Consider the following 20,425-nt stretch of genomic DNA (forward strand, 5'->3'; position numbering starts at 1 on the left):
GGGTGGACGCGGCGCGGGAGGATCGTCACGTGAGTGCGGACGGGGACCGGCTGAGCGTCGGGCTGCTCGGCGAGCTGCGGGTGTCGCGCGGCGACGTCGTCCTGCCGATAACCGGGGCCCGGCTGCGGGGGCTGCTGGCCCGGCTCGCCGTGGCCGGTGGGCGCCCGGTCGCGCCGGGGCTGCTCGCCGAGGCGCTCTGGGCGCGGGAGCAGCCGGCCGATCCGGCCAACGCGCTGCAGTCGCTGGTCTCCCGGCTCCGGCGGCTGCTCGGCGGTGGCGACACGATCGTCCAGTCCGAGAGCGGCTACCGGCTCGCGGTCGGGCCCGGCGATGTCGACGTCACCCGGTTCGAGCGGCTCGCCGCGACCGGGCGGGAGTGTCTGCGGGCCGGGGATCCGGCGGGTGCGGCCGGGCCGCTCGGTGCGGCCGTCGCGCTCACCGGAGGCGGCGGCTCGCCGGCGCTCACCGGCGACGACGGCCCGCTCGCCGAGGAGACCGCCGGCGTGGTGGGGAGCATCGCGCCCGAGCTGGCCGAGGTGGCGCCGGCCCAGGCCGTGCGGCTCGCCCAGGCCGTCGTCGAGGCGGTGGCCGATCTGGCCGAGGCGGAGATCGCGCTCGGGCTGGCCGAGCGGGCGGCCGGCCGGCTCTCCGGGCTGATCGCCGAGCATCCACTGAACGAGCGGCTCGCGGCGCTGCTCATCGACGCGCTGACCGCACAGGGGCGGCAGGCCGACGCCCTCGCCGTCTACGAGCGGGTGCGGGCGGCGCTCGGTGAGCAACTCGGCGCCGACCCGGGGGCGGCCCTGCGGGAGCGTCACCTTCACCTGTTGCGCGGGACGTCGCCTCTTTCGCCGCATCGGGACGTGCCGACCGTACCGCCGCGGGGTGAAAAAGACCCGCCGCCGACCAACCTGCCGGAAACACTGACCAGTTTCGTCGGCCGGGCCGACGACCTCGCCCGGATCGACATGCTGCTCGCCGCGGGGCGTCTGGTGACCGTGCTCGGGCCCGGCGGTGCCGGGAAGACGCGGCTCGCGGTGGAGGCCGCGCGGCGGCGGGCCGGAGCGTTCCGCGACGGTGTCTGGCTGGTCGATCTGGCGTCGGTGACCGAGACGGCGAAGGTCGGGGCCGCCGTGGTCGCGGCGGCCGGGCTGCGCGGGTCGGCCCTGTTCGAGACCGTCAACCGGGGGTGGGCCGACGGGCGCGGTGACGTCGACGTGCTCGCCGAGCGGCTGCACGGGCGGCAGATCCTGCTCGTCGTCGACAACTGCGAGCACCTGATCGACGCCGTCGCGCATCTGATCAGCGCGCTGCTCGTGCGCTGCCCGCAGCTGCGGGTGCTGGCCACCAGCCGGGAGCCGCTCGCCGTCGACGGTGAGTCGCTGGTGCCGCTGGGCCCGCTCGGGCTGCCCGCCGCGAACGCCGGAGCAGTCCACGCCGCGGAGGCGCCGGCGGTGCGGTTGTTCGCCGAGCGGGCCGCGGCGGTCCGGCCGGACTTCGCCGTCGGCGACGACACCGTCCGTGACGTGGTCCGGATCGTCCGCGGCCTGGACGGTCTGCCGCTCGCCCTGGAACTGGCCGCGGCCCGGCTGCGCACCCTCGGCCTGGCCGAGCTGGCCGACGGGCTGTCCGACCGGTTCCGGCTGCTGACCAGCGGAAACCGGACAGCCCAGCCCCGGCACCGGACGCTGCGCGCGGTGATCACCTGGAGCTGGAACCTGCTCGCCGACGACGAGCGCTCCCTCGCCGAGCGGATCGCCGTGCTGCCCGGCGGGGTGACCGCCTCGTCGGCCGCGGCGATCAGTGGCAGCGGAGCGACCGTCACCGACCTGCTCGCCGCACTGGTCGACCGGTCGCTGCTGCAGCTCGCGCCGGGCGGCCGCTACCGGATGCTGGAGACCATCCGGGAGTACGGCATCGAGCGCCTCGCCGAGCAGGGCACCCTCGGCGCGGTCCGGGATCTCGCCGCCCGGCACCTGGCCGCGCTGGTCACCGAGTACGACGCCCGGCTGCGCACGGCCGCCCAGGTGGAGGCGCTGCGCACGATGCGCGCCGAGTACGACAACATGCTCGCCGCGCTGCGCCACTTCTGCGACGTCGAGGATGCCCGGGCCGCCCTGTCGCTCGCCCTCGACCTGGGGTGGTATTGGCAGATGTTCGGCCGGCATGCGGACGCCGCCTACTGGCTGGCCGAGGCCCTGGCCGTGCCCGGCCAGGCCGACCCGGTGGCGATCGACAGCGCCGAGGCGATCCTCGTCCTCAACCGCACCGGCCACGAGCCGGGGCTGCTGACCGAGACCGCCGCCCAGCGCCGCGACCGGGTGCGGGGCCTCGCCGACCGGCTCGCCGCCCACCCGGAGCTGCCCGGCCCGGCCGGTGCGATCGCCGCGTTCATCCTCTACTTCGCCGGTGACAACGAGCTCGCCGAGCGGCGGGTCAACCGGCTGATCGACGGGCCGGACCGATGGCTGTCCGCGATGGCGCACATGATGCGCGCCCAGATCGCCGAGAACAACGGCGACGTCGAGCGGATGGGCCGGGACGCGGCTCTGGCCCTCGACGGGTTCCGGGCCCTCGGCGACCGGTGGGGGCAGGCCACCGTCCTGCCGCTGCGTGCCCTGATCAGGCAGTACGACGGCGACCTCGACGGGGCCCTCGATGACCTGCGGGCGGCCCGCGCGCTCGCCTTCGAGTTCGGATCACTCGACATCGCCGACGAGATCTTCATCGATCTGCGCTGGGCCGACCTGCACATGCGCCGCGGCGAACCGGACGAGGCACGGGCCGCCCTCGCACAGGCCAGGGGCCGGGCCGACCGTTCCGACTCCGGCGAGATGCGGCTGCTCGTCGACGCTCTCGAAGCCGGGATGATGATCTGGCTCGGCGACCTCGACCGGGCCACCGAGCTGATCGACCGGGCGTCCGCCGGGATGGGGATCGGTGGCGCCGAGCACGCCGACATGCGCCTGCTGCTCGGCGGCGACCACGGCTGCGCCATCGTCGGTGCCGTCCGGGCCTCCCTCGCGGTCCGGCTCGGTGACGGCGACACCGCTGAGAAAGCACTCGCCGTGGCCTATCCGGCGGCCGTGCAGACCCAGGACATGCCGATCCTGGCACTGGTCGCGGTGGCCGCCGCCGGGCTGACCGTGCAGCGTGGGCGGGCCCGGGAGGCGGCGGCGCTGCTCGGGGCGGCGGCCCGGCTGCGCGGGGCACACGACCACACCGCCCTCGACGTGATCACGGTGGCCACCCGGGCCCGGGCCGTCCTGGGGGAGGAGGGGTTCGGGGAGGCGTACGCCGTCGGCTGGAACCTGGAGACGGCGGCCGCGCAGAGCCTGATCGACCCCGCGCGGCTCGCCATCGGGTCAGGCCCTTCGTGAGTAGGCGCGCAGCGCCAGCGGTACGAAGACCACCAGCAGCCCGCCCATGACGAGCAGCGTCGTCGCCAGCGGCCCGGCGACCGGCCCGCCGATCAACAGCCCCCGGATCGCCTCGACCAGCGGCGTGATCGGGTTGACCGACACGAACGCCTGCAACCAGCCCGGCAGCGTGGCGGTCGGGACGAACACGTTCGAGCCGAACGTCAGCGGCAGCACCAGCAGGAACATCACGCCCTGCACCGCGCCCGAGGTGCGGACCATCATCCCCACCCACACCGAGATCCAGCAGAAGCACAGGCCGAACCCGACCGACAGCGCCACCGCGGCCACCGCCGGCAAGAACCCGGTCTCCACCCGGAAGCCCATGATCGTGCCGAAGACCAGCATCACCACGCACACACTGAGGTAGCGGACCACGTCGGCCAGCACCGCACCGACCAGCGGCGCCGCCCGGGATATCGGCAGTGACCGGAATCGGTCGAAGACGCCCTTCTCGATGTCGGCGTTCAGGTTCTGCCCGATCGCCACCCCACCCATCGCCAGCGACTGCGCGAGCATGCCCGGCAGCAGCAGCTGGAGGTACCCGTGGCGGTCACCGCCGGCGATCGCGCCACCGAACAGATAGGTGAACAGCAGCAGGAAGATCACCGGCTGGATCGTGACGTCGATCAGCGCCTCCGGCGTGCGTATCGTCTTGATCAGACTTCGTTTCGCCAGGGCCGCGCTGTGCCGGATCGTCCGGGTGAACCCCGCACCGGCCGGACGGGCCAGCGGCTGTGTCATCGTCGTCATACCAGCTCCTCAGCCTTGGTGCGCCCGGTCAGCGCGTGGAATACCTCGTCCAGACTGGGCAGGTGCAGCGCCAGCTCGGTCACCTCGACCCCTTCGCCGCGCAGCGCCGGGATCAGCTTGTCCAGCACCTCGTCGCCCGACACCGGCACCGACGCCGCGCCGGGCCGCGACCCGGCGGCCTCGTCCAGGCCCGCCGAGGTGCCGGGCGCGGCGACCAGGCCCAGCAGCCGCACCACGTCCGGCAGCCGGCCCGGGTCGGCAGGGCGCACCCGCAGCGTCTGGCCGCCGACCTTGCGCTTCAGCCCGTCCGGGGTGTCGTGCGCGATCACCTTGCCGTGATCGACGACCACGATCTCGTCGGCGAGCGCGTCCGCCTCCTCCAGGTACTGCGTGGTCAGCAGCACACTCGCGCCGCTCGCCACCTGGGTGCGGACCACACCCCACATGTCCTCGCGCTTCGCCGGATCCAGACCGGTCGTCGGCTCGTCCAGGAAGATCACCTCGGGGCGGCCGACCAGGCTCGCCGCGAGGTCCAGCCGGCGGCGCATACCGCCCGAATACGTCTTCGCCGGCCGCTGCGCGGCCTCCTTCAGGTCGAACCACGTCAGCAGTTCGTCGGCCCGGCGCCGCGCGTCCCTCCCGCTCAGATCCAGGAGACGACCGATCAACACCAGATTCTGTACGCCCGTCAGGTCCTCGTCCACGGAGGCGTACTGGCCGGTGAGCCCGACCTTGCGGCGTACCTCCTGCGGGTTCTTCAACACGTCGACCCCGGCCACGAACGCGGTGCCCTCGTCGGGCTTCAGCAGCGTCGCCAGCACCCGGACCGCGGTCGTCTTGCCCGCCCCGTTCGGTCCGAGCACCCCCAGTACGGTGCCGCGCCGCATCCGCAGGTCCACCCCGTCGAGAGCCTGCGTGCTCCCGAACCGTTTGCGCAGCCCCTCGGCGCGCACCACCAGATCTTCCGTTCCCATGCCGACGAGCCTGGCGGCCGTGCCTGGCACGGTGCGCACACCGGCCTGGCACGGCCCGCACAGACCGCTGTCTCAGCGGGGACAGGTCGGCTTGTACCCCGTCTCCGGGACGTAGGCCGCCCACTCCTCCGGTGTGAAGCCACCACCGGTGATGGCGCAGGCGGCCTCCGAGGGCGCCGCCCGCAGCGTGTTCAGGGCCGAGTAGTCCCAGAGGACGGCCCGTGTCCCGCTCCTGTCCGTGCCGCTGGTGACCAGCGTGTGCCCGTCCGGGTGGAAGTGCAGCGCCCGCGTCTTGAGGTCGGCGCGCTTCAGCCCACCGACACGCTGCGGGGTGGACGGCTCGGCCACGTCCCAGAGTGCCAGCACGGAATCCCTGGTACCGGTCGCGAGAGTGCGGCCGTCCGGGGTGAAGGCCACCGCCTCGATCGCCGCGGTGCTGCCGGTCAGGATCGCCTGCCGGCGGCGGATCGGACCGGCGACGTCCCACAGTGCCACCGTCTTGTCCGAGCTGCCGGTCGCGAGGGTCCGGCCGTCCGGGCTGAACGCCATGGACCCCACGAACGCGGAGTGCCCCTTGAGGTACCCGATCCGGACCGGGTTCGACCGGTCGGCCAGGCTCCACAGGCTGACCGTCTCGTCCTCGGCGGCGGCGACGGTGCGACCGTCGGGGCTGAAGGCGACGGACCCGAACGGTTCGTCGCCCGGCAGATCGGGAAGCCCGACCGGGTTCCGCGGGTCGGTGAGATCCCACAGTTTCAGGGTGGATCCCTCGAACACGGCGAGCGTCCGGCCGTCCGGACCGAACTCCAGGTGCGAGCCGAAGGGGCCGACGGGTACCTCGGCCAGAGGTGCCGGCGCGCTCGGATCACTGATATCGGTCAACGTCACGAAACTCTCCGACGCCCATTCGAAGGCGGCGACGATGTCACCGCTGGGGCTGACCGCCGCCGCATCGGCGGCGTCGGGGGCGACACGTACGGTGGCGCGCTCGACCGGACGGGAAGGCGTCGACAGGTCCCACACGGTCGCCGTCCCGTCGGTGTGCGCGGTGGTCAGGCGCCGGCCGTCCGTGCTGAGAGATGTCGTCAGGCCGGTCCGGGTCTCACCGGTGGCCCGGCCGAGGACCTTCGGTGCACCGTGCGCCTCGACGGTCCACAGGCTCATCGCGCCGCCGATGGGGACGGTGGCCAGGGTCCGGCCGTCCGGGCTGAACGTCATCGCCAGCGCGGTGCCGTCGTTGCTGTTCACATCGGTGAGGTGCGCCAGGGTGTTCGCGGACACGTCCCACAGGCGGGCCGTCCCCTCTTTGTCGCTGGTGGCCAGGGTCAGGCCGTCGCGGCTGAACGCCAGGTTGCCTGCGCGGACCGCCTGCGTGAGGAGCTTCTTCGGCTTGGCGGGGTCGTCCATGTTCCAGAGCGAGATGCTTCCGTCGGTGTCGTGGGTGGCCAGGAGGGGCCTCGTCGGGCTGAAATCGGCGGTCCGGACTCTGCCGTCCAGCGTGACCAGCGCGGTGGGACGGGTGCGATCAGTGATGTTCCAGACCGTCCCGGTGGTGCCGGCGACGCCGGGGGTCACGACGGTCCGGCTGTCGGAGCTGAACGTGAGCGGCATCCGGCTGCCCTGGATCTGGCTGAGCTGAACGGGATTCGCTTTGTCGGTCAGGTCCCAGAACGTCCACATGCCGTCGAAGTCGCTGACGGCGAGCGTCTGCCCGTCCGGGCTGAAGACGGGCCGGCCGGAGTCCGGCATGGGCACCGTGCTGATCGTGACCGGTTCGGCCGGATCGGAGACATCCAGGAGAACCGGCGAGAAGTCCCATCCGCCGATCACGGCGAGCGTCTTGCCGTCGGGGCTGAAGGTCAGGAGGTCGAAGACCGGGAAGTCGTCGAGCGTGACGAGGCGGACGGGCACGGCCGGGTCGGCCACGTTCCACAGCGACAGGGTGTAGTCGGCCCCGACGGTGGCGATGATGTGCTTCGCCCCGTACGTCATGGCCAGGACGTCGTCGATGGCACCGATCTTGCGGGTGGAGGCGACGAGGCTGGCGAGCTCGGCGCGCGACTCGGCGTCGGGCTGGATCTTCTCCGCGGCGATCCCGAGCCGGAGCGCCATCGCCGGGTCGCTGCCGATCGCCGCCGTGGCCCGGTTGAACAGCCGTCGTACGACCGCGATCCGCTTCTGCTCCGCGGCGTTCTCCTCCTGCCGGCGGGCCTCCTCGGCGGCCTCCTTCGCCTTCCGTTCGTTCTCCCGGGCGATGGCCTCCTGGCGGCGGGCCTCCGCCGCGGCCTCCTCGGCGATCCGTTGCTGTAGCCGCGCGTTGGCCCGCTGCCGCTCGGCCTCCGCGGTGGCCTCCTCGGCGAGGCGTTGTTGCTGCTCCACGATGAGCCGCTGGCGGTCCGTCTCCCGGGCCGCCTGGGCGGCCAGTTCGCGCTGCTCCCGGGCCACCTCCCGCTGCTGCTCGGCCAGCGCCCGCGACCGGTTCGCCAGCTGCTGCTGCTTACGCGCGATCTCCTGCTGGCGTCTCGCCTCGGCCGCCGCCTTCTCGGCCGCCTTCCGCTGCTCCCGCGCCTGCTGCTCCTGCGTCTTCGTCTCCGCGGCGGCGGCGTGTGCCCGGGCCTCCTGCGCGCGGGCGTTCTCCTGCTGGCGCCGGGCCTCCTCGGCGAACCGCCCGGCATTGCCACGCTCCTGCGCGGCGAGCTCCTGCTGCCGCTGGGCCTCGGCACTGAAGGAGGTGGCCCGGTCGGCGTTGCGTCCCGCGACGATGCCGGTCAGCGACGCCACCGCGGTCAGCAACGCCAGGGCCGCCACGGCGCCCCGGCGCAGCCGCCGGGACCGGCGATGCTGCCGGACGTCCTCGCCCTCCAGCTCGTCCTTGCTGAGGCCGTGCATCGGGGCGGCCAGCTGTGCGATCGCGTCGCGGAACCGCTCGTCCTTCAGGCTGAGGCTCGGGTCGTGCCGGGTCCAGCGCAGGTCGAGGTAGAGCGGCTCCTCGGCGAACACCCCGCGCAACGCGTCCGGCACGGCGGTCGAGTCCGCGGACAGGTCGCCGCGGTACGGGTCCCACCGCCACTCGCCGTCGGTCACCACGGGCAGGATCCGGTCCGCCGGTTTCGTCGCGATCCAGTGCTCGATCTCGCGGTTCACCCACGGCGACTGTGCCGCCTCCGGCGACGCGAGCAGCACGAACCAGTCCGAGCCGTCCAGCGCCTCCTGGATCGACGACCACAACGCCGGGGTCACCGACAGGCCGGTCTGGTCCCGGAAGATCCACAACGCGCGGCGGCGGTGCCATGGCTTCGCCAGGCGATGCAGACCATGCTGTACGGCCGGCGCCAACCGCCCGTCCGCGGCGTGGCTGTACGAGATGAAGCCATTGAAGGTCATGACGGGCCCCCGTATTCGATCGTCAGCGCCGACAGATTCTCCACGCAGGAGCCCTCAGGTGGAAATCGGCGCCCGGAAACGAGCGCCACCAGCACCCCGCGGCCCACCTGTCCGCCGGGCCCGGCCGCCTTGTATCGATGGTCCCGTATGAAAAGGGCCACCCCGTCGCGTCTGGGGAAGCGACGGGGTGGCGGCTCGGACGTTGCGGGAGGTTCCGGTCAGACGGCGGCCTGGGTGCCGGCCGGGGCGGCCGGGACGCCGTGGTCGTCGTCGAGCATGGTCTGCTCGTCGAACGGGTCGTCGCCGGCCAGCACCAGCTGGGCCCGCTCGCGGTCGAACTCGCTGGTCCAGACACCGATCAGGACGGTGGCGACCGCGTTGCCGGCGAAGTTGGTCAGGGCCCGCGCCTCCGACATGAAACGGTCGATGCCGACGATCAGGCCGACGCCGTCGACCAGGTCGGGGCGATGGCTCTGCAGGCCGCCGGCCAGGGTGGCCAGGCCCGCGCCGGTGACGCCGGCGGCACCCTTCGAGGCGATGATCATGAAGAGCAGCAGGGAGATCTGCTCACTGACCGACAGCGGGTCGCCCATCGCCTGGGCCACGAACAGCGATGCCATCGTCAGGTAGATGGCGGTGCCGTCGAGGTTGAAGGAGTAGCCGGTCGGCACGGTGATGCCGACGACCGGGCGGCTGACACCGACGTGCTCCATCTTGGCGATCAGGCGGGGCAGCGCCGACTCCGACGACGACGTCGACAGGATCAGCAGGAACTCGCGGCCCAGGTACTTCAGCAGGCTGAAGAGGTTGATCCGGGCGACCACCCAGAGCAGCGCGCCGAGCACCACGAACACGAACAGGGCGCAGGTGACGTAGAAGCCGAGCATGATCTGGGCGAGGCTGATCAGGGCGTCGGTGCCGGTCGCGCCGACGACGGCGGCGATCGCGCCGAACGCGCCGATCGGGGCGAGCCACATCAGCATCGCGAGGATGCGGAAGACGAGCCGCTGGAACAGGCCGATGGCCCGCAGCACCGGCGCCGACCGGTCGCCGAGGCTCTGCAGCGCGAAGCCGGCGAGCAGCGCGACGAGCAGGGTCTGCAGGACGTTGCCGGAGGCGAACGGGGAGAGCAGGCTGTCCGGGATGATGCCGAGCAGGAAGTCGGCGGTGCTCTTGGCCGGTTCGGTGCCGACCGCCTTCTGACCGGCCGCGGCGGTCGAGGCGTCCAGGTGCATGCTCGAACCGGGGTGGATGATGTTGCCGACGACCAGGCCGATGGCGAGGGCGACGGTCGACATGGTGAGGAAGTATCCGAGCGCCAGGCCACCGACCTTGCCGACCTTGGCCGCCTGACGGATCGAGCCGACGCCGAGGACGATCGTGCAGAAGATGACCGGCGCGATCATCATCTTGATCAGATCGACGAAACCGGTGCCTATGGGTTTGAGCTCGACGGCGGTGTCCGGCCAGAGCAGGCCGACGCCGATGCCGAGCAGGACGGCCGCGATGACCGCCAGGTACAGGTAGTGTGTGCGGTCGCGTTTGACCGGCGGGGTAGCGGTAGTCATGCCGAGAATGTGGCCTGGGTCTCAGCGGCTTTCACCGTTACGTTCATTCTGTTCACCCGAACGAAACGAATCGAGGCCCGGGTTTGGCACGACGGTGGAGCATCGCCCGGCAACTTTTCGCCCTTCAGGTGCTGGTGGTGACGCTGCTGGTGGCGATCGGGACGACCGGGGCGGTGCTGCTCGCCAGCCGGGACGCGCAGGCCACCGCGGAGGCCGAGGTGATCGCCGTGGCCGAGACGATGGCGAACTCTCCGGCGGTGGCGGCCGCGCTGCGGTCGGCCGACCCGGCGGCGGCGTTGCGGCCGTTCACCGAGGCCACCCGGCACGCCACCGACACCGACTTCATCGTGGTGATGGCCCCGGACCGCACCCGCTACAGCCATCCGACGGAGAGCCTGATCGGGCAGCCGTTCGCCGGTTCGGTGGACGAGGCGCTGCGTGGCGGCCGGGTCGTCGAGGAGTACCGGGGGAGTCTCGGAGACTCGGTCCGCACCGTCGTGCCGATCCGCGACCCGGGCAGCGGCACGATCATCGGGCTGGTCTCGGTCGGCATCAAGACCGACGAGATCAACCGCGAGCTGCTCGCCCAGCTGCCCGTCGTCGGCGTCGCCACCGGCATCGCGCTGCTGCTCGCCGCGGGCGGATCGTGGCTGCTCAGCCGCCGGCTCCGGCGGCAGACGCACGGGCTCGGCCCGGCCGAGATGACCCGCATGTACGAGTATTACGATGCCGTCCTGCACGCCGTCCGCGAAGGTCTCGTGGTCGTGGACCGGGACGGCCGGGTGACTCTGATCAACGACGAGGGCCGCCGCCTGCTGGGTGTCACCGGCGACGGTCCCGCCGACCTGCCACCCGAGGTGACCGGCCTGATCGCCGAGCGCCGCCCCACAGTGGACGAGCCGGTGCTGGTCGGTGACCGGGTGCTGGTGGCGAGCCGGCGGGAGACCCGGTTCGACGGGCGGGTCCTCGGCACAGTGCTGACCCTGCGTGACCACACGGAGCTGCGGGCGCTGACCGGGGAGCTGGATTCGGTCCGCGGGCTGACCGAGGCCCTCCGGGCCCAGGCGCACGAGGCCGCCAACCGCCTGCACACCGTGCTCACCATGGTCGAACTCGGACGTACCGACGAGGCGATCCAGCTCGCGACGGCCGAGCTGGCGGTCGCCCAGCAGCTCACCGATCAGGTGGTCGGCGCGGTCGAGGAGCCGGCCCTGGCGGCGCTGCTGCTCGGCAAGTCGGCACAGGCCGGTGAGCGCGGCGTGGAGCTGACGATCGACGGGGAGTCACGGCTCACCGGTTCGCTGCTGCGCGGCCGCGACCTGATCACCGTGGTCGGCAACCTGATCGACAACGCTCTGGAGGCGGTGGCCGACACACCGCTGCCGCGCCGGGTCGGTGTGCTGGTGCGTGAGGAGGGCGGCGAGGTGCTGGTCCGGGTGCGCGACAACGGTCCGGGTCTGAACCCGGACCAGGCGGCCAGCGCCTTCCGGCGCGGCTGGACGACCAAGGGCGCCGGGCACGGCATCGGTCTGTCGCTGGTCCGGCAGGTCGCGGAGAGGTACGGCGGAAGCTACGACATCCACCAGGCCCCCGAGGGCGGAGCCGTGATCAGTGTCCGGTTGCCGGTGCCGTCATGACCACCCGCGCGCCGATCCAGGTTCTGGTGGTCGACGACGAACCGCTGATCGCCGAGGCGCACCGGGCGTACACGGAGAAGGTCGAAGGTTTCGTGGTCGCCGGTGTGGCGCACACCGCGAGGGAGGCGATGACCCGGCTCCGCGCCCACCCGGTCGATCTGGTCCTGCTGGACCTGAACCTGCCGGACAAGCACGGCCTGGAGATCGCCCGGGCGCTGCGCGCGGCGGGCAGCGGTACCGACGTGCTGGCCGTGACCTCGAACCGGGACATCGCCATGATCCGTTCGGCGGTCGCTCTCGGGGTGACCCACTACCTGCTGAAACCGTTCACGTTCGCGGCGTTCCGGGACAAGCTCGACCGGTACGCCCAGTACCGCCGCCAGCTCGCCGAGTCGGCCGAGGTGGCCGCCCAGCACGAGGTCGACCGGGTGTTCGCGACCCTGCGCGGCGCCCCGCCGGACACCCTGCCCAAGGGGCTCGACCCGAAGACGTTCGACCTGATCCTGACCGCGCTGCGGTCCGTGGCCCCGGCCGGCCTGTCGGCGGCCGAGGTGGGCACGCGTACCGGCACGTCCCGGGTGACCGCCCGCCGCTACCTGGAGCACCTGGCCGACGCGGGCCGGGTGGTGCGCAGCCCACGCTACGGCGGGCCGGGCCGTCCCGAGGTCGAGTACCGCCCGGCCTCCGGGGGTACCCACGGTCCATGACGGACCAGACCCTGATCATTCTGGGCGCGAGCGGCGACCTGACCGCCCGGCTGCTGCTGCCGGGCCTCGGCGCGCTGCTCTCCGCCGGGCACGTGCCCGGCCTGACGCTGATCGGCGCGGCGATCGACGACTGGGACCACGAGCACTGGCGGCAGCGTGTCCACGAGGCGTTCGGGGTGCCCGGCGCGAAGGCCGCCGCCGAGTCGGCCGGCCAGGACACCCCGGTGACCGATTCCGCCCCGGCCGCCTCGGACGTCGCCGACCGGGCCCGCTGGGTGCGCACCGACGTGACGCACAGCGACGACCTGCGGCGGCTGCTCGACGACGCCGAGGCGCACGGACCGGTGGTGATCTTCTTCGCGCTGCCGCCCGCGGTCACCGCGAAGGCCTGCGAGGCGCTGCTCGACGTGGACCTGCCGCCCGGCACCCGCCTGGTGCTGGAGAAGCCGTTCGGCACCGGCAGCGCCTCCGCCGCCGAGCTGAACGCGCTGCTCAGCCGCCTGGTGCCGGAGGAGCGGGTGCACCGGGTCGACCACTTCCTCGGCAAGTCCACAGTGCTCAACATCCTCGGCCTGCGGTTCGCCAACCGGATCTTCGAGCCGGTCCTGGACTCCACGCACGTCGCCTCGGTGGAGATCGTCTTCGACGAGAACCTCGCTTTGGAGGGCCGTGCCGGCTACTACGACAAGGCCGGCGCGCTGGCCGACATGATCCAGAGCCACCTGCTGCAGATCCTCGCGCTGCTCACCATGGAGGCGCCGTTCACGCTGGCCGCCGCCGAGTTCCGGGACCGCAAGGCCGACGTGCTGCGCGCCACCCGTCTGTGGGGCGAACCGGCGACCAGCAGCCTGCGCGCCCGCTACACCGCCGGTGACCTGGACGGACGGAAGCTGCCCGACTACGCCGACGAGCCCGGCGTGGACCCGTCGCGCGGCACCGAGACGCTCGCCGAGATCGTCCTGGCCGTCGACACGTGGCGCTGGGCGGGCGTGCCGTTCCGGCTGCGCTCGGGCAAGGCGGTCGGCGACAGCCGCAAGGAGGCAGTGATCACCTTCAAGCGGCCGCCGCGCGTCCCGGACGGCCTGCACGGCTGTGACCAGCCCGATCGGCTGCGCATCGGCTTCGGCCCGGACCACCTGGCCATCGACTTCAACATCAACGGCCCGGGTGATCCGTTCGAGCTCGACGCGGTCACGCTGGAGGCCGATTTCGGTCAGGGCGATCTCCCGCCGTACGGCGAGGTGCTGCGCGGTGTCTTCCAGGACGACCCGACCCTGTCGGTACGGGCGGACACCGCCGAGCAGTGCTGGCGCATCGTCGAGCCGGTCATCGAGGCCTGGCGCTCCGGCGCGGTGCCCCTGCACGGGTACCCGGCCGGGTCGAGCGGCCCTACCCTGCCGTTACCGTCGTGACGACGACTGTCGTGTAGGGCATGGTGAACCGTTCGGCGACCACCTCACCCAGGCCGGCCAGCAGGGCGGTCAGCTCCGCCGGCGGCAGCAGCGCGTGGCCGCCGGCGGTCGGCACCTGATCGAGCCACTCCTCGCGGGTGTACTCGTGCTCCCACGCGAACCGCCACACCTCCGGCGTCGCGAACTCCGGGCCGATGCCGGCGACGGTCTTCTCGGCGACCGTCGCGTAGGGGTCGGCCACCGCCATGGGGTTGAACGGCAGGCTGGGGGCGGTCCTCCGGTAGACCTCGCCGACCGCTGCCGCCAGCCCGGGCGGCGGCTGGAAGGCGTTCCAGAACAGCGCCAGCCGGCCGCCCGCGCGCAGCGCTCGCGCCGCGTTCGCCGAGCCCGCGGCCGGGTCCACCCAGTGCCAGGTCTGCCCTGCGACGACCGTGTCGAACGTGCGCCCGGCCGGCTCCCACTCCTCGAACCGGGACTCCTCCACGGTGAAGCCGTGCCGGCGCGCGACCTCGGCCATCCGCGGATCGGGCTCGACACCGAGCACGTCGCAGCCGGCGTCGCGCAGCGCCGCCGCCACGATGCCGGTGCCGATGCCGACGTCGAGCACCGCGCGGCCGGACTCGGCGAGACGGTTGATCAGGGCGGCCGGGTAGCGCGGCCGGGTGCGGTCGTAGCGCTCGGCGTCGAGGCCGAACGACTCGGCGATCCTGCGGTGATCCGGTGAAGTGGGCATGCGCCCACTTTAAATGGGCGCTTGCCCACTCGGCTAGATTTCTTTCGTGCCGACCGGTGTGGCCCTGCGTGACGTGCGGGAACAACTCTTCGACGCCGCCGACCGGATCCTGCTGAGATCCGGTCCCGAGGCGCTCACCAGCCGTGCCGTCACCATCGGAGCCGGCTGCGCCAAGGGTGTCCTGCACCGGCACTTCACCGACTTCGACGACTTCCTCGCGGCGTACGTACTGGACCGCTCCACCCGGATGGACGCACGGGTCGCCGCCCTGCGCGCCGGCACGGGATCCGTCACCGACGCCGTGGCCGAGGCGCTGACCTCGCTGTTCGGGTCGGTCGCGGTCGCCATCGTCGCGCTCGTGACGTTCCGCGACGGGCTGCGTGCCCGCCTCCGGGAGACCTGGCCGGCCGGGGTCCCGGTGCTCACCGAGGCCGCCGAGTCGTTCGCCGCCTACCTGGAGGACGAGCGGGTCCTCGGCCGGATCGCCGCCACCGCCGACACCGCCACCCTCGGTGCCATCCTGATCGGCACCGGGCACCTGCTCTTCGCCGACCGCACCGGCCCGTCGCCCGCACCGGCGGACGTGCGCCGCACGGTCGCGGCGATCATCCCCGTCGTCGTCGCCACCTGATCACCACACCGGTGTAGGAGACCGCGACCACCACGGCGATCAGCAGCCGCACCTCGTCCAGGTAGCGCTCCGGGTACATCACCCCGGTCAGGTACGTGTCGATGAAACCGCGCTCCAGACCGGACTGCCCGGCGCGCTCCCGGGCCCAGTCCTCCACATGGGTCAGTGGGCAGTTCAGTGCGAACACGACGATGCACAGGCCCCACGCGGCGGCCGCCAGATGCAGCCAGATCACCCGCGGCCAGCGCCAGGCCAGGAAACCGCCGGTCACCACGAACGCGATGAACAGGAAGTGCACGACCATCGTGGCCTCGGCCAGAACCCGGTAAATCATGTTCCACATCCTGCTCGATTAATTCGTTGGACGGGTGCCACGGGGGCGCCTATGTTGGTCCTCGACACCGACCCAGCCGGGACGCGAAACACAGAGAGGGGGAGACGATGCCCGCCAAGCTGAAGGCCATGCCGAGTCTTCCCGTCCGGGGTCTCCGTCGACTTCTGGGCCGGTGGCGCAGCTAGCGAGCAGCTAGCCTCCCTGCGCCGCCCTTCCTCACCGGAACCGGGCGGCGTTTCTTTTTGGCCTTTCTTTGACAATTCCACAGCGGACGACAACAGGTCCCCGTAGCTCAGCGGAAAGAGCACCGGATTACGGATCCGGGTGTCGGGAGTTCGAATCTCTCCGGGGACGCGTCATTTTGCCCTCGTGGCCCAACGGCAGAGGCACCAGACCGAGGATCTGGACGGTGCGCGTTCGAATCGCGCCGAGGGCACGCAGGAGATCAGGCCCGGGTAGCCCAACTGGCAGAGGCGCCGCATTCAGGGTGCGGAGGATGGGGGTTCGAATCCCTCTCCGGGTACGCAAGGGCTCGTAGCTCATCAGGTAGAGCGTCCGTCTTGCAAGCGGAAGGTGGCCGGTTCGAGTCCGGCCGGGTCCACGGAGTGACACAGTGGAGAGCTGGCCGAGTGGCCGAAGGCGCCGGATTGCTAATCCGGAGCAGGGGTAATACACCCTTGCCGGGAGTTCGAATCTCCCGCTCTCCGCTTCGTCGCCGTAGCTCAGGGGCCGAGAGCGCCGCCCTCATAAGGCGGAGGACGGTGGTTCGAAACCACCCGGCGACACGTTTTGATCATCGGGTCGTGGCGCAGCTTGGTCAGCGCGCTCGCTTTGGGAGCGAGAGGACGCGGGTTCGAATCCCGCCGGCCCGACTGGTTCCACCACACGCGCCGCTAGCTCAGCTGGTAGAGCAGCCGCCTCTTAAGCGGCGGGTCCGGGGTTCGAGCCCCCGGCGGCGCACTCACGAAGATACCGCCCCGGCTCAGGGGAGAAGTAGGTCGTCCGCTGTGGAATGGGCCGGCGGTGGTCGTACAACCGCAAAGGAGTTATTGGCGCGAAGGCCTGCGCACCGAGGCCTCACCTGGGCGAATGCGCAGATGAATGGCTTGCGTGAACCGCTTCGGAGGAGAAACCTGCGGGGTAGGGATGCGCGTGAGGAGGCCTGCCATGGGCAGAGTCGTCGCTGCTATGTCCATGTCGCTGGACGGGTTCGTCGCGGATGAGTACGACGGTGTCGCCGAGCTTTTCGGGTGGTATCAGAACGGCGAGGTCGAGGTTCCGGGCGCCGATCCGCGCTGGGTCTTCCATGTCACGCCGGCGAGCGAGGGATATCTGCGGCCGGCCCTGACGAGTGCCGGCGCGCTGATCTGCGGGCGGCGGCTCTTCGAGAACACCGACGGGTGGGGCGGGCGGCATCCGGCCGGCTGCCCGGTATTCGTGGTGAGTCATTCGGTGCCCGGCGGCTGGCCGCGGGAGGATTCCGAGACGTCGTTCTACACCGATCCGATCGCGGCACTGGAGGCCGCGCAGAAAACGGCGGGGGAGCGGGTGGTGTCGGTTTCCACGCCCACCCTGACCCAGCAGTACCTGGACGCCGGACTGCTCGACGAGATCACCGTTTCGCTGGTGCCGGTGCTGCTCGGCACCGGCACCAGTTTCTTCGGCGATCAGGTGGTGGCGCCGATCCGGCTCAGCGATCCGCGGGTGATCGAGGGACGGGGCGTCACCCATCTCACCTATCGCGTTCTGCGTTAGGCAGTTTCTTCAGGAAACGGAGCAGGTGCGGGTCGAACAGGGCCGGGTCGGCCTTGAGGATCTCGTCGCGGCTCCACCAGCGGACGCTGTGGAACTCGCCGGTGTCCGGCTGGAGCCGCTGGTCGCGGGGGATCTCGACGGTGTACCAGAGACTCACGTCGATGTGGCCGGAGTCCATGCCCACGGTCTCGGTCACCGTCAGGAACAGCGGCGTCGCCGAGATCGGGCCGGTGACACCGAGCTCCTCCTCGATCTCGCGGGTCGCCGTCACGAACGGGTCCTCGTCGACCTCGACGTGCCCGCCCGGCGGTAGCCACAGGCCGGCGTTGACGTGCTCGACGAGCAGCAGACTGCCGTCGGCCGGGTCCACCGGCACCACGTACGACACCAGGTGCCGCGACGGCTCGGCCGGCTTGACCCGGCGGAACACGTCGTCGGTGCTCCGCAGCCAGCCGAGGGCGTGACCGCGGTGTTCGCCTTCGAGATTGTCGACCGGTTCCAGCCTGGTCACCACGTCGTGCACTGCCGCCACCGTTGAACGCATGCCGGAATGATGTCATCCGTATGTGCCAGCGACGTGACGATCCGTGCCGGATCAGCCGAGCAGATTGTCGCCGCCCTCGGACGGCCGCGGATCCGGCAGCCGGGCCATCCGGAACGCGTTGAGCAGCCCGAGCAGCCCGGCGAGCAGCGGCAGGAGCAGCGCCGCCTGGAGGGCGATCGGGCGGGCCTCCGTGTTGATGCGGAGCATCTCGTCGCGTACCTCGGTGGGCTGGCCCGCCAGGAGCGCCGTCAGGTGCTCGTCGGACATCACCTCGGCGTCCCGCTCCAGAGCGGCCGCGACCTGCTGCTGCTGGCCCGGGTCGAGGACGGTGCTCTGCTCGGCCCGATCGGTGAACGACACCGCCAGGGTGGCCAGCATGATCGCCCCGGCCGCGGCGAGACCGAACGACAGGCCGAACGAGCCGCCGGCCGAGTTGACCGCGGCCGCCTCACTGACCCGCTCCTCCTCGATCGGCGAGAGCGTGTAGTTGTTCAGCTGGGACACCAGCATGCCGAGCCCGGACCCGGCGACGGCCAGCGGGAGCACCAGCTGCCAGCCGAAACCGGACTGCGGCACCAGCGGTACGAGCGCCAGCGTGCCGGCGGTCAGCAGGGCGAAGCCGGTGCGGATGATGTTCGCCGGGCGCCACCGTCCGGCGGTGCGGCCGGCCAGCAGGGCCACCGCGAACATGCTCAGCGACAGCGGGGCCAGCGACAGCCCCGCCTCCAGCGCGTTGTAGCCGAGCACCATCTGGAGGTAGATCGGCAGGGCGATCATCAGGCCACCCAGCGCGGTCTGCTGGAGCATCTGCCCGGAGATGCCGGCCCGGAACAGGCCCGACCGGAAGATGCCGGGATCGAGCAGCGCCGGACGCCCGGTCCTCTTGCGGCGGCGCAGCCACCAGGCGAGCCCGGCCAGACCGGCGACACCGAGCAGCAGCAGCGCGGCGACCGCGCCGCCGCCCTCCTCCCAGACCAGGATGCCGAGAACGATGCCGCCCATGCCGGCGACCGACAGGATCGCGCCGACCACGTCGATGTGCCGTGGGCCGGTGTATTCGACGTTGCGGACCAGGCCGATGCCGGACAGCACCCCGGCGATGATCACGACCTCCAGCGCGAACCCGACCCGCCACGACAGGAACGTGGTGATGAAACCGCCGAGCAGCGGGCCCACCGCGGCGGCGATCGCGGCCGCGGCACCGACCATGGCGTAGACACGGCGCTGCTCGGCGCCCTCGAAGTTGCCGTGGATCAGCGACTGCATCGACGGCAGCAGCAGGGACGCGCCGATGCCGCCGATCAGCGCCCAGCAGATCACGATCGGCAGCAGGGTGTCGGCCACCGTCATGGCCAGGGCGCCGACCGCGTAGCCGAGCAGGCCCAGCACGTACGCCCGCTTGCGCCCGATGAGATCGCCGACCTTGCCACCGATCAGGATGAACGCGGCCGAGACCAGCGCCTCCAGAGCGATCGCCGACTGAACCCCGCTGGCCGTGGTGTTCAGATCACGGACCACCGCCGAGATCGACACGTTCATCAGGGAGGTGTCGACGACCAGCACGAACATGGCCATCGACAGCAGGACTGCCAGCCTCGTCCGGTTCCCCGTCGGTTTCGCGTCCTGAGCCATGGGAAGCAGCGTGTCGACCGCACCGGGTGGGGACATCCCCCGGCACGGATGAGATGGAGAACAATGCCTCGCATGATTTCACGCGTCATCGCGCTCACCGACCCGTCCACCGGCAACCCTGTCTGGATCGCCGAGGGCGACGACGGGCGGCCACTGGGGACCGCGTACGTCTACGCCCTCGCCGGCGGCGGTGCCGGCGAACTGCGGATCACCGTGCACCCGGCCGAACGCCGCAGCGGTGTCGGCGCCCGCCTGCTGCGCGAGGCCGTCGGGTCCGCCACCGAGCGCGGGCTGACCGCCCTGCTCGGGCAGCCGGTCCGGGAGGGCTCCGAAGGGGAGGCGTTCTGCGCGGCGGCGGGGCTGCGGCGGGTGCTGGCACTGACGTACACCCGCCTGGCCCTCGCCGACTGGGACGGCCGCGAGGTGCCGGCGCCGGAGGGCTATCGGATCGTCCACTGGACGGGCCGGGTCTCCGGCGAACTGGCCGAGACGTTCGCGCGGTCCCGCAAGGCGATGGACGACATGCCGATGGACGACGCCGCCTGGACCCCCGACGAGTGGGACGTGGAGCGGCTGCACCGGGTCGCCGACGTCGTGGCCAACCGCGGCGAGACCCTGCTGACCACGGCGGCGATCGGTTCGGACGGCGAGATCGCCGGGTTCACCGAGGTCGTCGTGGCCGGTGACGGGACCGGGGACGGCCAGCACTACGGGACCGGGGTCCTGCCGGAACACCGGGGCCACGGGCTGGCCCGGTGGCTCAAGGCGGCGCAGATCGACGAGGTGCGCTCCCGGTTCCCCGAGCTGGACGGGCTGCTCGCCGACACCGCCGACAGCAACACCGCGATGCGGCGGGTCAACGACTCGCTCGGCTACCTCCCCACCCACCGCAGCCTGCTCTACCAGGTCGACATCAAGGAGTGACGGTGCGACAGCGCCGAC

15 protein-coding genes and 8 tRNA genes are annotated in these 20,425 nt (G+C 71.8%); 15 read left to right on the forward strand and 8 right to left on the reverse strand.

Annotated features, from left to right (window positions below; translation table 11 throughout):
* Positions 1–29: 29 nt before the first annotated feature.
* Positions 30–3,380 carry an AfsR/SARP family transcriptional regulator gene (locus tag ACFO0C_RS30075; RefSeq protein WP_378070091.1) on the forward strand — a complete coding sequence of 1,117 codons (3,351 nt, stop codon included), beginning with the start codon at positions 30–32 and terminating at the stop codon, positions 3,378–3,380.
* Here the strand turns inward: ACFO0C_RS30075 and ACFO0C_RS30080 are convergent.
* The 4 genes from ACFO0C_RS30080 to ACFO0C_RS30095 all read right to left on the reverse strand — a co-directional run bounded on the left by ACFO0C_RS30080 (position 3,366) and on the right by ACFO0C_RS30095 (position 10,098).
* Complete coding sequence (locus ACFO0C_RS30080; protein WP_378070092.1) at positions 3,366–4,172, reverse strand: ABC transporter permease; 807 nt, start codon at positions 4,170–4,172, stop codon at positions 3,366–3,368. The genes ACFO0C_RS30075 and ACFO0C_RS30080 overlap by 15 nt on opposite strands.
* Positions 4,169–5,146: an ATP-binding cassette domain-containing protein gene (locus ACFO0C_RS30085; RefSeq protein WP_378070093.1), complete on the reverse strand. Its 978-nt coding sequence runs from the start codon at positions 5,144–5,146 to the stop codon at positions 4,169–4,171. Before ACFO0C_RS30085 ends, ACFO0C_RS30080 begins: the two co-directional genes overlap by 4 nt.
* Before the next feature lie 72 nt (positions 5,147–5,218).
* Positions 5,219–8,530, reverse strand: a complete 3,312-nt coding sequence (locus ACFO0C_RS30090) for a TIR domain-containing protein (RefSeq protein ID WP_378070094.1) — start codon at positions 8,528–8,530, stop codon at positions 5,219–5,221.
* A gap of 218 nt (positions 8,531–8,748) precedes the next feature.
* Entirely contained in the window at positions 8,749–10,098 is a 1,350-nt protein-coding gene (locus ACFO0C_RS30095; protein WP_378070095.1) for a cation:dicarboxylate symporter family transporter, read from the reverse strand.
* A gap of 83 nt (positions 10,099–10,181) precedes the next feature.
* Here ACFO0C_RS30095 and ACFO0C_RS30100 point away from each other — a divergent pair, with 83 nt between their 5' ends.
* From ACFO0C_RS30100 to ACFO0C_RS30110, 3 genes are read left to right on the forward strand one after another with little or no spacing between them, the layout of a single operon-like run.
* Positions 10,182–11,735: a sensor histidine kinase gene (locus ACFO0C_RS30100; RefSeq protein WP_378070096.1), complete on the forward strand. Its 1,554-nt coding sequence runs from the start codon at positions 10,182–10,184 to the stop codon at positions 11,733–11,735.
* On the forward strand, positions 11,732–12,442 hold the full coding sequence (locus ACFO0C_RS30105; protein WP_378070097.1) for a response regulator: 711 nt from the start codon (positions 11,732–11,734) through the stop codon (positions 12,440–12,442). Before ACFO0C_RS30100 ends, ACFO0C_RS30105 begins: the two co-directional genes overlap by 4 nt.
* A complete protein-coding gene (locus ACFO0C_RS30110) occupies positions 12,439–13,854 on the forward strand; it encodes a glucose-6-phosphate dehydrogenase (RefSeq protein ID WP_378070098.1) in 1,416 nt (471 codons plus the stop codon). The genes ACFO0C_RS30105 and ACFO0C_RS30110 overlap by 4 nt, the downstream gene beginning before the upstream one ends.
* Here the strand turns inward: ACFO0C_RS30110 and ACFO0C_RS30115 are convergent.
* On the reverse strand, positions 13,832–14,587 hold the full coding sequence (locus tag ACFO0C_RS30115) for a class I SAM-dependent methyltransferase (protein WP_378070099.1): 756 nt from the start codon (positions 14,585–14,587) through the stop codon (positions 13,832–13,834). The genes ACFO0C_RS30110 and ACFO0C_RS30115 overlap by 23 nt on opposite strands.
* A 46-nt stretch (positions 14,588–14,633) precedes the next feature.
* Between ACFO0C_RS30115 and ACFO0C_RS30120 the strand changes: the two genes are divergently transcribed.
* On the forward strand, positions 14,634–15,218 hold the full coding sequence (locus ACFO0C_RS30120; protein WP_378070100.1) for a TetR/AcrR family transcriptional regulator: 585 nt from the start codon (positions 14,634–14,636) through the stop codon (positions 15,216–15,218).
* Here the strand turns inward: ACFO0C_RS30120 and ACFO0C_RS30125 are convergent.
* Complete coding sequence (locus tag ACFO0C_RS30125; protein ID WP_378070101.1) at positions 15,193–15,552, reverse strand: DUF2784 domain-containing protein; 360 nt, start codon at positions 15,550–15,552, stop codon at positions 15,193–15,195. The genes ACFO0C_RS30120 and ACFO0C_RS30125 overlap by 26 nt on opposite strands.
* A 281-nt stretch (positions 15,553–15,833) precedes the next feature.
* Between ACFO0C_RS30125 and ACFO0C_RS30130 the strand changes: the two genes are divergently transcribed.
* From ACFO0C_RS30130 to ACFO0C_RS30170, 9 genes are all read left to right on the forward strand, one after another.
* Positions 15,834–15,906 (forward strand) — tRNA-Arg (locus tag ACFO0C_RS30130).
* 9 nt (positions 15,907–15,915) lie between these two features.
* A tRNA-Leu gene (locus ACFO0C_RS30135) sits at positions 15,916–15,988 on the forward strand.
* 13 nt (positions 15,989–16,001) lie between these two features.
* A tRNA-Leu gene (locus ACFO0C_RS30140) sits at positions 16,002–16,075 on the forward strand.
* Between the two features lie 5 nt (positions 16,076–16,080).
* Positions 16,081–16,153: transfer RNA gene (locus ACFO0C_RS30145), tRNA-Ala, on the forward strand.
* Between the two features lie 14 nt (positions 16,154–16,167).
* Positions 16,168–16,259: transfer RNA gene (locus ACFO0C_RS30150), tRNA-Ser, on the forward strand.
* Between the two features lie 4 nt (positions 16,260–16,263).
* A tRNA-Met gene (locus tag ACFO0C_RS30155) sits at positions 16,264–16,337 on the forward strand.
* A gap of 12 nt (positions 16,338–16,349) precedes the next feature.
* Positions 16,350–16,424 (forward strand) — tRNA-Pro (locus ACFO0C_RS30160).
* Positions 16,425–16,439: 15 nt separating this feature from the next.
* A tRNA-Lys gene (locus ACFO0C_RS30165) sits at positions 16,440–16,512 on the forward strand.
* Positions 16,513–16,719: 207 nt separating this feature from the next.
* Positions 16,720–17,307, forward strand: coding sequence for a dihydrofolate reductase family protein (locus ACFO0C_RS30170; RefSeq protein WP_378070102.1), 588 nt, complete (start codon positions 16,720–16,722; stop codon positions 17,305–17,307).
* On the opposite strand, the gene ACFO0C_RS30175 is transcribed toward ACFO0C_RS30170, so the two are convergent.
* Together ACFO0C_RS30175 and ACFO0C_RS30180 are read right to left on the reverse strand one after the other, a co-directional pair.
* The gene (locus tag ACFO0C_RS30175; RefSeq protein WP_378070103.1) at positions 17,285–17,851 is read right to left on the reverse strand and encodes an NUDIX domain-containing protein; all 567 of its coding nucleotides are present in this window, start codon (positions 17,849–17,851) and stop codon (positions 17,285–17,287) included. The genes ACFO0C_RS30170 and ACFO0C_RS30175 overlap by 23 nt on opposite strands.
* A 51-nt stretch (positions 17,852–17,902) precedes the next feature.
* On the reverse strand, positions 17,903–19,483 hold the full coding sequence (locus tag ACFO0C_RS30180) for an MFS transporter (RefSeq protein ID WP_378070104.1): 1,581 nt from the start codon (positions 19,481–19,483) through the stop codon (positions 17,903–17,905).
* A gap of 72 nt (positions 19,484–19,555) precedes the next feature.
* Here ACFO0C_RS30180 and ACFO0C_RS30185 point away from each other — a divergent pair, with 72 nt between their 5' ends.
* Positions 19,556–20,407: a GNAT family N-acetyltransferase gene (locus tag ACFO0C_RS30185; RefSeq protein WP_378070105.1), complete on the forward strand. Its 852-nt coding sequence runs from the start codon at positions 19,556–19,558 to the stop codon at positions 20,405–20,407.
* Positions 20,408–20,425: the final 18 nt, after the last annotated feature.

Origin of the sequence: Actinoplanes subglobosus (assembly GCF_042650585.1) — a bacterium.
Classification (GTDB): Bacteria; Actinomycetota; Actinomycetes; order Mycobacteriales; family Micromonosporaceae; genus Actinoplanes; species Actinoplanes subglobosus.